The 13,833-nt window shown below is 60.4% G+C and carries 10 protein-coding genes and 1 tRNA gene; 7 read left to right on the forward strand and 4 right to left on the reverse strand.

Going from position 1 to position 13,833, the window contains the following annotated elements; genetic code table 11:
- Positions 1-38: 38 nt before the first annotated feature.
- Both L7A20_RS04385 and L7A20_RS04390 read right to left on the reverse strand, forming a co-directional pair.
- Positions 39-1,541 carry a catalase gene (locus L7A20_RS04385; RefSeq protein WP_237222538.1) on the reverse strand — a complete coding sequence of 501 codons (1,503 nt, stop codon included), beginning with the start codon at positions 1,539-1,541 and terminating at the stop codon, positions 39-41.
- Between the two features lie 86 nt (positions 1,542-1,627).
- On the reverse strand, positions 1,628-2,176 hold the full coding sequence (locus L7A20_RS04390; protein WP_423817427.1) for a Fur family transcriptional regulator: 549 nt from the start codon (positions 2,174-2,176) through the stop codon (positions 1,628-1,630).
- 963 nt (positions 2,177-3,139) lie between these two features.
- On the opposite strand from L7A20_RS04390, the gene L7A20_RS04395 reads away from it, so the two are divergent.
- Both L7A20_RS04395 and htpX read left to right on the forward strand, forming a co-directional pair.
- Positions 3,140-5,533 carry an RNA polymerase sigma factor gene (locus L7A20_RS04395; RefSeq protein WP_237222540.1) on the forward strand — a complete coding sequence of 798 codons (2,394 nt, stop codon included), beginning with the start codon at positions 3,140-3,142 and terminating at the stop codon, positions 5,531-5,533.
- Positions 5,534-5,664: 131 nt separating this feature from the next.
- Positions 5,665-6,558 (forward strand): zinc metalloprotease HtpX, encoded by an 894-nt coding sequence (gene htpX / locus L7A20_RS04400; RefSeq protein ID WP_237222541.1) that lies wholly within the window; start codon positions 5,665-5,667, stop codon positions 6,556-6,558.
- Positions 6,559-6,683: 125 nt separating this feature from the next.
- Here htpX and L7A20_RS04405 read toward each other — a convergent pair whose 3' ends face one another.
- Positions 6,684-7,175, reverse strand: coding sequence for a YajQ family cyclic di-GMP-binding protein (locus L7A20_RS04405; RefSeq protein ID WP_237184942.1), 492 nt, complete (start codon positions 7,173-7,175; stop codon positions 6,684-6,686).
- Positions 7,176-7,357: 182 nt separating this feature from the next.
- On the opposite strand from L7A20_RS04405, the gene L7A20_RS04410 reads away from it, so the two are divergent.
- From L7A20_RS04410 to trxA, 3 genes are all read left to right on the forward strand, one after another.
- Entirely contained in the window at positions 7,358-7,768 is a 411-nt protein-coding gene (locus tag L7A20_RS04410; protein ID WP_237222542.1) for a hypothetical protein, read from the forward strand.
- Between the two features lie 154 nt (positions 7,769-7,922).
- Positions 7,923-8,004, forward strand: a tRNA-Tyr gene (locus tag L7A20_RS04415).
- 123 nt (positions 8,005-8,127) lie between these two features.
- On the forward strand, positions 8,128-8,508 hold the full coding sequence (trxA, locus tag L7A20_RS04420; protein WP_237222543.1) for a thioredoxin: 381 nt from the start codon (positions 8,128-8,130) through the stop codon (positions 8,506-8,508).
- Between the two features lie 69 nt (positions 8,509-8,577).
- Here the strand turns inward: trxA and L7A20_RS04425 are convergent, their stop codons facing one another.
- Complete coding sequence (locus L7A20_RS04425) at positions 8,578-9,576, reverse strand: DNA-3-methyladenine glycosylase family protein (RefSeq protein WP_237222544.1); 999 nt, start codon at positions 9,574-9,576, stop codon at positions 8,578-8,580.
- A gap of 116 nt (positions 9,577-9,692) precedes the next feature.
- Between L7A20_RS04425 and L7A20_RS04430 the strand changes: the two genes are divergently transcribed.
- Together L7A20_RS04430 and L7A20_RS04435 are read left to right on the forward strand one after the other, a co-directional pair.
- Positions 9,693-11,297 (forward strand): DUF2079 domain-containing protein, encoded by a 1,605-nt coding sequence (locus L7A20_RS04430; protein WP_237222545.1) that lies wholly within the window; start codon positions 9,693-9,695, stop codon positions 11,295-11,297.
- Between the two features lie 314 nt (positions 11,298-11,611).
- Complete coding sequence (locus L7A20_RS04435) at positions 11,612-13,606, forward strand: DEAD/DEAH box helicase (protein WP_237222546.1); 1,995 nt, start codon at positions 11,612-11,614, stop codon at positions 13,604-13,606.
- The last annotated feature ends 227 nt before the right edge of the window (positions 13,607-13,833 follow it).

A 13,833-nucleotide genomic window follows, 5' to 3' on the forward strand; every position in this document is an offset into this window, starting at 1 on the left:
GCGGCTTCTTCACGACAAGCTAGGCTCGGCCGCAGACCTTAGGTGGTCTGGGGAGTAGGCTCGTCGTTCTTCTCGTTGTTGTGCTTGTAGGCTTCACGGACGCGGGCACCGAGCTCTTCGTGGACTGAATCCCAGTACTTGAAGGCACGCTCACGAATCTCGTCAGAGACAACAGCGCCAACGTGACCCGCGATGTTCTCAACCAGACGGGCCTTAGCGGCATCGTCCATGACATCGGCGTAGAGGGTGCGGGCCTGGCCGAAGTCATCGTCTTCAGCGTGCAGGGTGGCAGCAGCGCGAACCAGGGCGCCATCAGCTTCCCAAGAACCCTCACCGGCGCGGGCAGCGTTAGCGTGGGGGCCACCGAAGGTGTTGGGGGCATAGACGGGGGTATCGGGGCTGTTGAAGGTGTAGCGCATAGCGCCGTCCTGGCTGTAGTTGTTCACTTCAGCGTTCTTCGCGTAGTTGACGGGCAGGTCAGCGAAGTTGGTGCCCACACGGTAGCGGTGTGCATCGGGGTAGGAGAAGATACGGCCCAGCAGCATCTTGTCGGGGGAGGCTGCGATACCCGGAACGAAGTTGGAGGGTGAGAAGGTAGCCTGCTCAATCTGAGCGAAGAAGTTCTCGGGGTTCTTGTTCAGGGTCATCTTACCCACCTTGATCAGGGGGTAGTCAGCGTGGGGCCAGACCTTGGTCAGGTCGAAGGGGTTGAAGCGGTAGGTCTTGGCGTCCTCGTAGGGCATGACCTGAACGTAGAGAGTCCATGAGGGGAACTCGCCGCGCTCGATAGCCTCGTAGAGGTCCTGACGGTGGTAGTCAGCGTTTTCGCCAGCGATACGCTCAGCGTCAGCACCGGTCAGGAAGTCGTTGCCCTGGTCGGTCTTGAAGTGGTACTTGACCCAGAAACGCTCACCTTCGGCGTTGATCCACTGGTAGGTGTGTGAACCGAAGCCGTCCATGTGGCGCAGGGTAGCGGGGATGCCGCGGTCACCCATGAGCCAGGTTACCTGGTGGGCTGACTCGGTGCGAAGGCTCCAGAAGTCCCACTGCATGTCGTTGTTGCGCAGGCCGTTGCCGGGCAGACGCTTCTGGGAGTGGATGAAGTCGGGGAACTTGATGGCGTCGCGGATGAAGAAGATGGGGGTGTTGTTACCGACCAGGTCGTAGTTACCCTCGGTGGTGTAGAACTTGACCGCAAAACCGCGGGGATCGCGCCAGGTGTCGGGTGAACCCTGCTCACCGGCAACGGTGGAGAAACGAATCAGCATCTCGGTGGATACACCGGGCTGGAAGAGAGCTGCGCGGGTGTACTTGGAGACATCTTCGGTGGTCTCAAAGACACCGAAGGCGCCAGTGCCCTTAGCGTGTACGACACGCTCGGGGACGCGCTCGCGGTTGAACTGGGCGAGCTTTTCGACGGTGTAAGCGTCGTGCAGGACGATGGGGCCGTCGGCACCTACGGTCAGGGAGTCGTTGTCTGAGGCAACGGGGGCACCCTGGGTGGTGGTGGTAAATGAACCGGGCTTAATCGGGTTGTTCATTTTTCCTACTTTCCTGTGTGGGGTTGCTTTCTGCTTGTCTCTAGGGGCGGTTCTAGTAGGCAGGCAGAGGGTGATGACGCTCTGCCCTAGCTGGCCAGTGCCTGGTTGGCAGCTGCCTGCTGGGCGAGGGCCACTTCTTTTTCGTCGGCGTTTTGGCAGTCGGAGCAGATGCCTCGGTAGAGCACATCGGCGCTGAGAAGTGCCATGCCGTGAAAATCGCTGGGGGTGAGGCAGGGGGCGGCCCCGATGGCGCAGTCCACGTCTTCGACCTTGCCGCAGCGGATGCAGTAGGCGTGGTGGTGGTTGTCGCCGGTGCGGGTCTCGTAGAGCCCTGCTGACCCCGGTGGTTCAAACTTGCGGAGCATGTTGATGTCGGTGAGGTCGGCAAGGACGACGTAGACCGACTGTACGGTGATGCCCGGCAGCTCCTGGCGGACGGCCGTGACCACGGCGTCTGCGGTGGAATGGGGGTTATCGTGTACAGCGGCAAGCACGGCGAGGCGCTGCTTGGTGACGCGGCGGCCCTTGGCTCGGAGCTGGGCTGACCAGGCTTCTTGGTGAGCGCTGGCGGGGGTTTCGGTGCTGCCGGGGATGTGGCTGCAGCCGTTTGCTCCGAGGGTGCTTGTTGTTGACATCATGCCACCATAATATCCTTATTTTGAATCTTTCACAATAAGGTAAGGCTGGGTAGCCCCTCAAGAATGCCTGGGTTGAACCTTGGGTAAGGTAGTCCAGTAGGAGCACCCAGTTGGCCCTGCGTGGAAAGGAGGGCGGACGTCCGCGCCTACCTGTTGCGAGCGATGCGGCGGCTTTGCCGGGCGCAGAGCTTCAAACTTTTAAAAAACTTTGAGAAGCAAAAATGCTTGTCAGATGTGCATTTAAGGGGGTCTGAAAAAGTTTTTTAAAAAACTTCCCGTTTTCGCGTCATGAAACGGGCTCAAACGGCTCTTTATCTATGACAGCGCAAAACTGTCGGGTGTGCCTACCGGTTTTCATGATCGGCTCGGTGGCACACCACCCCCAAACTGCTATGGGAAGCAGGGCGGGGAACAAGGGAATAAATCGTGCCCGTCAATCGTGGGGATTCGACGAGCACAACGGCACCTCGCCGGGACTAGGGGAAAACACCCCGGCGCCCAAGGAGCCAACACTGTGATGTGTTAAGGTGCAGAGCCGCCGCTGCTGGAACTTATCGAGCGGCTCTGCCCACCACACACAGAAAATAGCCACCGCACAGGGCCGTTCGCGGGTTCTGTGCCAGGGCAAATACATACAACCCAATACACTTCAGATGCTTTCGCAGGCACTGAAACGCAAAGTGCCAACGCTGTTCGTGGGTGGTGGCACACAAGCTACACACTCACCACCGGCAGGCGGCACCTCCAGGGAAGGGGGAGCTGCTGCCACCAACAGAGGGTAGAGAGGCTCGCACCGCTTTACCGCTAGGGACAACAACGGCCCGGCCCCTGTCACCGCATAGGGGTCGGGCCGTTGTTGTTCTTTCCACAAACTACTGCACACAGGGCATAATCCCGATAGACTAATAGAATGCCCCACCACTCTAACTAGGGGTAACTCGCATAAACCCAGGGATTTTCATGCAATCACACAACACCGCGCAACCAGCTACTGGCGGCCCCACCGACGAGCTGCTGCTCTCGGACGTCCGCGAAGGCAAGCTTGATTCGTTCGGCGTTCTGTATGAACGTTACGTGTCGATGGCTCGCGCCATCGCTTATAAGCACACCTCTAACAACACCCTTTCAGAAGACATTGTCTCCGAAGCCTTTGTGCGTGTGCTTCAGGCTCTCAAGAACGGTAAGGGCCCCCGAACCTTTATGGGTGGTTATCTGGCCACCACTATTGCTCATCTGGCAGCAGAAAATGGTCTGATTGCCCAAAAAGAAGTGCCCAGCGAGCAAGAGCACCTGGAATCGATGGGTTCGCTCGATGAGACCGTCTTGAAATTACATGAATCAGATGAGCTCATCAGCGCTTTCACCGGTCTGCCGGAGCGCTGGCAGACTGTTCTTTGGATGACCGAGGTTGAAGACAAAAAGCCTCGTGAAGTTGCCCAAACCATGAACTTGTCTGCAAACGCTGTTTCGGCTCTAGCGACTCGTGCCCGAGAAAGCCTGCGAGAAGGATTCCTGAGGGCCCACCAAAATGCGCCCAAGACTGACGAATGCGCCCAGTACTCACCCCACCTGAGTTCTATGGTGCGTGGATCGCTGACCAAGAAGCGTAGCGAAGCCCTGCGACTGCACCTGTCGGTGTGCTCCTACTGCACCTCTGAATACCTGACCCTGGCCGGTATCAACAAGTCCATGCGTGTTTGGGTTTTCCCCGTGCTGGCGGGCCTGGTGCCCGTTATCACCGACGGTTCCAAGGTGCTTCTGCCCTTCCTGGCCGGTGGTGTGGCTGGTAGCGCCGCCGCTGGTGCCGGCGCCCAGGGTGGCCTTTTCTCAGGTTTTGGGGGCGGACGCTGGACGCCCGGCAGCCAGGCCCTGGCAGGTGCCGCTGCGGTCGTGACCGCTATCGGTGCTGTGGCCGGTGGTATGGCCCTGGTCAATAATTCTTCGGCCGGTTCAGCGGTTATCAGCGCAGACTCCCAGCTGCAGACCCCTAAAGCCCAGCCGAGCGACGATACTTCAGGCGTTACCGATAGCCTGGTGAACGAGCCCCAGAGCGTCTCTAGCGGCATGACCGCCGAAACCTTGCGCTCGTCCGTAGCCGTTAACGGGCCCTCAGCTGGCCAGGGCAGCAGCAGCTCTAGCAGTGCTGCCTCTTCAAGTTCTCTGGCCAATGCGGTGGCGCCGGAAGCTCCTGTTGCGCAGCCGCTTGCTGCTGCCTCGTCCGACGGTAGCTCTGCTTCAACGAACAAGACCGCTGAGTCTGCTGCATCTAGTGCGAGTGCTCCTGCCACTTCTGAAAATGCTACAGCGTCTCTGACTGAGCCTGTTTCTGCGCAGGTTCCTCTGGCTCCTGCCCCTGAGTCTTCGGCTGCCCCGGTCACCCCTGAGCTACCTGCTGCTCCCGAAGCCCCTGCTGTTCCCTCGCAGCCGGAAGCTCCTGCCGAGCCGGTCACTCCCTCTGAGCCAGCCCCTCCGGCAGAACCTGAGACCCCGATTGCTCCCGAGCAGCCTGTGGACCCTGAGGTTCCTGTTGAGCCCGTGGACCCGGAAGTTCCGGTCGAGCCAGTTGACCCCGAGGTTCCTGTTGAGCCTGTCGATCCGGAAGTTCCCGTTGACCCGGTTGACCCGGAAGTTCCTGTTGAACCTGTGGATCCTGAGGTTCCCGTTGAGCCCGTTGACCCGGAAGTTCCGGTCGAGCCTGTGGACCCGGTTGAGCCCGAAGTTCCCGTTGAACCGGTCGACCCTGAGGTTCCCGTGGACCCGGTTGAGCCAGAAGTTCCCGTGGACCCGGTTGAGCCAGAAGTTCCCGTGGACCCGGTTGAGCCAGAAGTTCCCGTGGACCCGGTTGATCCTACTGATCCTGTCGACCCTGTTGAGCCTGTCGATCCGGAGGTTCCCGTTGAGCCTGTCGATCCGGAAGTTCCGGTCGAGCCCGTTGACCCGGAAGTTCCGGTCGAGCCTGTGGACCCGGAAGTTCCCGTTGAACCTGTCGATCCTGAGGTCCCCGTAGACCCTGTTGAGCCAGAAGTTCCTGTTGAGCCTGTCGACCCGGTTGAGCCTGTCGATCCGGTGGATCCCGATACTGGAATCCCTGAGATTCTGGGGCCCCTGGACTGGGTGGGCACTCCGGAGTACTACGAGTTCATCGCTAATACTCCCTGGGATACCATTGGGCACCCCGTTGGTGACAACCGTATGTGCATCATCACCTTCCTGGTCACTGACTCTGAAGGTGCTGAATTCCCCTCAGGATTTGGAACCTACCTGCCCCCCATCATCATCGAATCGCCCTATGCCACCTACGTGCTTGAGAGCTACTTTGGCATCAGCCGAATTCAAGACATCACCTGCTACTAGGTAAGAAACGCCTACCGGCCCCGCACAAGGGGACTCGGTGGGCGTTTTTCTAAAGCCTCTAGCGGAACACCGGGCACTATCTCAGCTTGGGCATCTAACCTAGAAATCAAGACCCCGACGAAAGGACTTTCATGCACAGCCATAACAACGGCCTCAAAACAGCCCTGCTCTTGGGGTCGATGGTAGGTTTCCTACTCCTTATCGGCGCGGGGCTGGCCTACTTCACCCGAAGCTCAATCTTCATCCTGATATTTGGCCTAATTGGCGTCGGCACCGTCGCCTACACCTACTGGAATTCTGACAAGCTCGCCATCCGCTCCATGAACGCCTACCCGGTTACCCGCGAGCAGATTCCCGGCCTCTACGCCATCGTTGAAGAGCTCTCAGCTAAGGCCAACCAGCCCATGCCCAAACTCTACGTTGCCCCGACCATGACCCCTAACGCCTTCGCTACCGGCCGTAACCCCCAGAACGCCGCGGTCTGCTGCACCGAGGGTATTCTGCAGCTGCTCGACGAGCGCGAGATGCGCGGTGTGATTGGTCATGAGCTCATGCACGTCTACAACCGCGATATTCTGACCGGTTCAATTGCTGCCGCTATCGCCTCCGTCATCGGTACTATCGCCCAGTTTGCTACCTTCGGCGCCATGTTTGGAGGTAACCGCGAAGAGAACCGCGGCGGTGGCCTCGTCTTTACTCTGCTCATCGCCTTCCTCGCACCCCTGGCCTCAGCCGTCATGCAAATGGCCATTAGCCGTACCCGCGAATATGACGCCGATGAGGACGGTGCCCGCCTCACCGGCGACCCGCTAGCGCTGGCGTCCGCCCTGCACAAACTGGAAAACGGGGTCTCCCGCTACCCCATGAACCCCGAAAACCGTCAGACGGCCGGTGCTGCTTCCATGATGATTGCTAACCCCTTCCGTGGCGGCGGCTCCATCAAAAACCTGATGGCCACCCATCCACCCATGGCAGACCGTATTGCTCGCCTGGAGAACATGGCCCGCCAGAACGGCCAGCTCTAGACAAAAGGTCACAGCAACCTTTAGTTGACCGTACAAATCTGAACAGGTTAAAGAACCGCTCCCCATCTGCGATGCAGGTGGGGAGCGGTTTTTATGGGAGCGGACGCCCGCTACCGGGGCTGTGCCTAACGGTAGTTAACGAACTGTAGGTCAACCTCAAGGTCGGCGCCCTTGAGCAGGGCGATGACGTCCTGAAGGTCGTCGCGAGACTTGGAGGTCACGCGGAGTTCGTCACCCTGGATGGTAGCCTTGACGGACTTAGGGCCTTCCTCGCGGATAAGCTTGGAGATCTTCTTAGCCTGGTCCTGGGCGATGCCCTCCTTGATGGAGGATTCGATGCGGTACTCCTTGCCGGAGGCGTAGGGGTCGCCTGAATCCAGGGACTTGAGCGAGATTCCTCGCTTGACCAGCTTGGACTGGAAGACATCGAGCACAGCCAGGGCGCGCTCCTCAGAATTGGCTTTGATCAGGATCTTCTCGCCGGAGAAATCAATCTCTGCGCCGACTCCGCGGAAGTCGTAGCGCTGGGCTACTTCCTTCTGGGCCTGGTTGAGGGCGTTAGAAACTTCCTGCTTATCGACCTTAGAAACAACGTCGAATGATGAATCGCTTGCCACGGGTATTTACCTCTTTTGCTTATCTTGATTAGGTGACCATGCCCCAGCGCCCCGGAGCGGGGGAGGGGAGCTTACCTACAAAGGTACCCTGTTGCGCCTAGATTGTGCAGGTTATCCCAATCGTTATGAAACTGTGACACCATTCTCAGCTAAAGTTCATCTTGGTTTGGAAAGATGAAGTTATGGCTGAAAAGAAAACAGCTGCCCACGCTGCAGCCGGTGTACAGCCCGGCTCAGGAACCACTCCGGTAGCGAACCAGGTACTAGCTGTAACTGATGAAACCATGCAGCGAGCTTACGAAGCTCTCCTTGCAGATTTGGCGGCGGACGGTTTTGCCTCCGCTCAGGCAGCGGAACCCATGACTGATGAGGGGCCTCAGGGAGATCAGTCCTTTGATTTCGCTCGCGGCCTCGGCCAGACCCTTCACGATTCGGGTTTGGTCGCCAGATTCGAGGGTGTGAAAGAAAACCTTTCCCGTGAAATTCGCGGTGGTATGTGCACCCCTGACCAGGCCTATGCCTACCTGGAAAACCTTGAAATATCGCTCCTACTCGAGCAGGAGGCTTTAGCAGCAAGCTCTGCTGCCAACTAATCTAGTCCCGACCGGCGTCCGCTCCTTAAGCGTGCCGGTCGGCCCACTTAAGTGGCCTTGGCAACAAATACCCCTCTCAGCTTGGCAAGCTCCGTAAAAGTGTGTAGAGTATTCTACTGTTCGCTCAAACGAACAGATTCAAGAAATTGAATACGGCAGATTACCCGAGCGGCCAAAGGGGGCTGACTGTAAATCAGCTGGCATTGCCTACGGGGGTTCAAATCCCTCATCTGCCACAGCGAAAATCCCGCCTCACACGAGGCGGGATTTTTTATTCCCTCCACCGAACTGACTTCATTATCAGAGAAACCGGCCACAGTCTTTAGACAAGATTCGCTAAACCCGGTAGCGTGTTTCTCATGGCAACCATTGAAATTACCCAGGAAAACCTGACCCAGAACGTCGAAAACTCAGACATTCTCTTCCTCGACTTTTGGGCAGACTGGTGCGGCCCCTGCAAGCAGTTCGGCCCCATCTTCGAAGCCGCTTCTGAAAAGCACACCGACATCACCTTCGGCAAGGTCGACACCGAAGACCAGCAGCAGCTGGCCGCTGCCGCGGGTATCACCTCTATCCCCACCATCATGGGCTTCCGCGAGGGCGTCCTTGTTTTCTCCCAGCCCGGTGCCCTGAATGCCCAGCAGTTCGATCAGATTATCGACGCTGTGAAGGGCCTGGACATGGCTGAGGTTCACAAGCAGGTTGCCGAGGCCGAAGCTGCCCAGGCTGAACAGGCCTAGTTCTCCCGATTTTTACTTTACGTGCCCTCCCCATCACCGGGGAGGGCATTTTTCTTGTGAAAAGTCATGTTAGAGAGAGCGGATATCCTGCGGGGAGTAGCGGGGGCCGCGGCGCGGTTCGCTGATCCCGGCTGCCTTGATGAGGGCAACCACTCGCTGGCGATTGCCAGCGAACGGGGTTAGGAGCTCAACCATGCGGGCGTCATCACCGCGGGTGCCATCGAAGGCATAGGTAACGTGGTGGGCTAGGTGATAGTCGCCCACGCTGATGGCATCGGGGTGGCCGCAGTAGCGCTGTAGGGTTTCGGCGATAGTCCAGGGGCCGATGCCGGGTACGGAGTGCAGGGCTCGGGCGAGCTCACCGACTCCCTTGTGATCAGCAAACCTCTCGAAGGAGTCAGCGCGGCGGGCGTAGTTCACCATGGCGGACGAGCGGGAGCGATCAAAACCTGCGCGGTGGTAGGCCCAATCGGGAATGTGGGCAAAGACGGACGCCTGGGGAAAGATAATCAGCCCCGGCGGCTGATCGGGGTGGCCAGTGGCAGGGGCCGGATCTCCATACTGGCGGAGCAGGGCCCTCATGCCGCCCATAGCTTCGATACCGGTCACCCTCTGTTCGGTAATGGCCAGGAGCAGATTCTGCGAGAGCAGGCCGATGGAGGGCAACCGTAGACCCGGAGCTTCAGCCCGTGCCCTCACCAGTCGGGGCGGGAGCTGCTCCCAGGCCGGTGACGTGTAGAAGCTGGCCCAGCTGTCCCACTCACCCAGCCAGCCCGGTACCCGGGCGGCAAAAGCCTCTAGGGCGGAGGCAGGTGAACCTCTGCCAGCAGAACTATCACCCGCCCACAGAGTCACCTCCACCGGGGCACGCAAATCGGTGGGGTGAGTCCTGGCAAAACGAACTACCAGCCCTACCCCGGCTTCGCGAGCCGTTGCCCAAAAAACCGGGCCCGCAGGGCCCTGAACCTGCCGAAACAGGGGATCAAAAGTACCTCGTTGCAGGGTGGCAAAGGTCTGGCCCAGGTGAACCCGGTGGGTCGGCTCCAGAACAAAATGCGCTCGCAACATGCTCCCCATCGTCTCATACCCGCCCGGCCCACCCCGCAGAACCGCCCTGCACTTGTCTATACTCGTACAAGAGCCACACAGCCCGTGGCAGGCCCCGTCCCCGATAAAGAAGGCGCATGAGCTCCTCCCTACTGCCCGCAGAAGCCCACCCCCGTAGAGCCCGCACCAGCGCAGCGGCTCTTGCCCTGGCTGTATTCGCTCTGTACAGCGTCTACTCCTGGCTGCAGTGGCGGCACTACGTGGTGCCCTCCTGGGATCTGGGTATCTTCTCGCAGCTGGCTAAGGCCTACGCCTCGGGCCAGGCCCCGATTGTGCCGATTAAGGGGGAGGGGTTCAACCTGCTGGGGGATCACTTCCACCCCGTCACCGTGCTGCTAACTCCCTTCTACTGGCTCTGGCCTACGCCCGCCACCCTGCTCTATGTGCAAAACGGGCTGGTTGCCCTGTCTGTCTACCTGCTGGTGCGCTTCGCCCAGCGGATTCTGGCCCCCTGGGCAGCCCTAGCCCTGGGAGCTGCCTACGCCCTGAGCTTCGGCATCCAGCAGGCTGTAGCTGTTCAATTCCACGAGGTTGCCTTCGCCCTGCCCCTGCTCGTCATGAGCCTGGGCTACCTGGCCATGACCCGCTTGACGGGCGCCCCCGCCCCCCTGCTGCGCCGCGCCATCTACTGGGCGGCCCCCCTGGTCTTCGTCAAAGAGGACGTCGGCATCACGGTTTTCGTCATCGGGCTCGTCGCCCTGGCCCGCACCGGCTGGCTCTCAACCGCCAGCAGTATAGCCTTCCCGTCGGCGTCCGCCCCGGTACGCCCCCGCCGCGAACGCTACCGTACCCTGCTGCATTCCTGGGTCAACACCCCCGCGGTTGCCGAAGCCAGCCTACTCATGCTCTGGGGCATAGTCTGGCCCCTGCTGGCCATCGGCCTTATCCTGCCCTTCTTCAACACCGGTGGTGTCTTCGACTACTCCGATAAGCTCGACATCGCAGCAGCTATCGGTGACCCCCTCGGCGCCCTAGCCCAGCTTTTTTACCCCTGGCAAAAAACCGCCACCCTCGGCCTACTGCTGCTGATCGGCGTCCTGGCCTGGACCACCAGCCCTCTTGCCCTGATCGCCGCCCCCACCCTCATCTGGCGTTTCCTTTCACCCCAAGAGGGCTACTGGGAACCTACCTGGCACTACAACCTGGTACTCATGCCCATCGTCTTCACCGCCCTGCTCGACGTGCTTGCCCGCGCCACCGCCCGCACCAGCGTCCCCGCCTACCGGCTCGGGGCAACACCCGCCGGGCGCACCGTCCGCACAATCCTTGCAACCCTGCGCCACCGCGCCCCGGTAGCCCTACCCGCGCTTGCCCTCATCGTCAGCCTAGGACTCCTGCCCAACCAGCCCCTAGCCCAGCTGACTGACCCGGACTTTGCCACCACAGAGCTTTCCACCGGTGACCAGATGAAGGCCGAAGCTATTGCCGCTATCCCAGAAGGCGCCACCGTAGCTGCCGACCTCTCCGTCCTCACCTACCTGGTGCCCAACCACACCGCCTACTGGATCGGCCACTCCGGGGAACCCGGCCCCGACTACGTGCTCGTCGACAAACTTGGCAGCGCCTGGGGCGGCAACCCGCCCACCAGCGCCGTCGCCTACGCTACCGACCGCTACGGCGACGCTACCTACGTTCACTACCGCACCATCGGCACCATCGACATCGCCGTCCGCACCCGCTAGCTGTACCCTCTATCACCACCCGGGCCCAAAACGCCCAAACTAGGGTAGAGTTGAAAACGTAAGACTCGGGAACCCCCGACCATTTCTCTTCAGCGCCCACGCCCGCTACTGGCACACAACCACAGGGCCACGCGCGTTCAACGAACATACTTAGGCTAAGCAGACCGTTGAACCTTCGACTAGAGAACCTGATGTGTAATCAGCTCGCCCAAGCGCGCACCCTTCGTTAGCCAGCGCCCACGAACCGAAGACCTCTGATCCTTGAGGCCCCTCGCGAGCATTCCACGGGGACACCCCGTACAGCACCTCCCACGATGAGAGTGCTGAAACCCCACTCGATGAGGACAACATTGACTGAAAATACTGCCGTTAACGCAGACACCGCAACCGACGCTATCTTCCAGGAACCGGTTGTAGACACCCCCGCTCAGCAGGTAGAAAAGGACGAGGACGGCGGTACCCGCTTCACCGACCTGGGCCTGGATGCCCGCGTCCTGGCAGCCCTCGAAAAGGTCGGCTACGAAAAGCCCTCACCCATCCAGGCTGAAACCATCCCCCTGCTGCTTGAAGGCCGCGACGTCGTGGGCCTAGCCCAGACCGGCACCGGCAAGACCGCAGCTTTCGCCCTGCCCGCGCTCTCAACCCTGGCAGAACTGGCCGATATCAACGGCATCTCCAAAGACACCCAGGTGCTCGTCCTAGCCCCCACCCGCGAACTGGCCCTGCAGGTTGCCGAAGCCTTCTCGTCCTACGCAACCGAAATGCCCGACTTCACCGTGCTCCCCATCTACGGCGGCTCACCCTACGGCCCCCAGCTGGCAGGCCTCAAGCGCGGCGCCCAGGTTGTTGTCGGTACCCCCGGCCGCGTCATCGACCACCTGAAAAAGGGCTCCCTGGATCTCTCCAACCTGCAGTACCTGGTACTCGATGAAGCCGACGAAATGCTCCGCATGGGCTTCGCCGAAGATGTAGAGCAGATCCTGGCAGATACCCCCGACTCCAAGCAGGTTGCCCTCTTCTCAGCAACCATGCCCAAGACCATCCGCAAAATCGCTGAGCAGTACCTCAACGACCCCGCAGAGGTACGCGTCAAGTCAAAGACCACCACCAGCGCCAACATCCGCCAGCGCTACATGCAGGTCATGCACTCCCACAAGCTCGAAGCCATGACCCGCGTGCTTGAGGTCGAAGACTACGACGGCATCATCGCCTTCGTCCGCACCAAGAAAGAAACCGAAGAAGTCGCCGACAAGCTCAAGGCCCGCGGCTACCAGGCTGCCGCCATCAACGGCGACATCCCCCAGAACCAGCGCGAACGCACCGTCGAAGCCCTGCGCGATGGCCGCATCGACATCCTGGTCGCCACCGACGTCGCCGCCCGCGGCCTCGACGTCGAGCGTATCTCCCTGGTCGTCAACTTCGACATCCCCCACGACACCGAATCCTACGTGCACCGCATCGGACGAACCGGCCGCGCAGGCCGCGCCGGCGAAGCCATCCTCTTCATGACCCCGCGCGAAAAGTACATGCTGCGTCAGATCGAAAAGGCAACCCGCCAGCAGGTCGAACAGATGCACATGCCCACCGTCGAAGACGTCAACGCCAACCGCAAGCAGAAGTTCGCCCAGCAGATCACCGACACCATCGAAACCGAAGATCTCAGCTTCTTCCGCGAACTCATCGACGCCTACGCCAACGAACACGACGTTGAAGGCGAAGAAATCGCAGCAGCCCTGGCCGTCATCGCCCAGCAGGGTCGCCCCTTCCTGGCCGAAGAAATGCCCGAACCCAAGAGCAAGAAGCGCGACCGTGACCGCGACTTCGACCGCGATGACAAGCCCCGCGGCGGCCGCCGCCACTCCGAAGAAGGCATGGTCGACTTCAAGCTCAACGTAGGCCGCTCCTCCCACGTCTCACCCGCAGCTATCGTCGGTGCCCTCACCAACGAAGGCGGCCTCAAGGGCAAGCAGGTCGGCGCAATCGACATCCGCCAGCACTTCACCATCGTCTCCCTGCCCGAAGCAGAACTGCCCGGTGACTTCTTCGACCGCCTGCGCGACACCCAGGTAGCTGGCGAATTCATCAACATCAAGCGCGACCGCGGCCCCAAGGGCGGCGGAGGCGGACGCAAGTTCGACCGCGACGACCGCGGCTTCGGTAAGAAGGACTTCGGCGGCAAGAAGAAGTTCGACGGCAAGAAATTTGACCGTGACGACCGTGGCTTCGGTGGCAAGAAGAAGTTTGACCGTGACGACCGTTTCGGCAAGAAGGACTTCGGCGGCAAGAAGAAGGGCCGCAAGAAGTTCTAAGGGCTGTGCCCCGGAGTAAGGTTTTGCAGGCTCGCGCTCGATGGAGCCCAGCAGATTCCGAGCGCGCGAGGAAATAAATCTGCGGGCGGAATAGGCGCAAGCCTGACCCTCACGCCCCGCCTGACGGCGGATTCCGTTCGCTCTTGTGTGCTCGCGCGCTCGCACTTGCTCACTTCATCCGAGCCAGCAGCTTCGCTGCGAGCCTGCGCCACCTTACCCATGGGGCA

Origin of the sequence: Rothia nasimurium (assembly GCF_928381415.1) — a bacterium.
Taxonomy (GTDB): domain Bacteria; phylum Actinomycetota; class Actinomycetes; order Actinomycetales; family Micrococcaceae; genus Rothia; species Rothia nasimurium_H.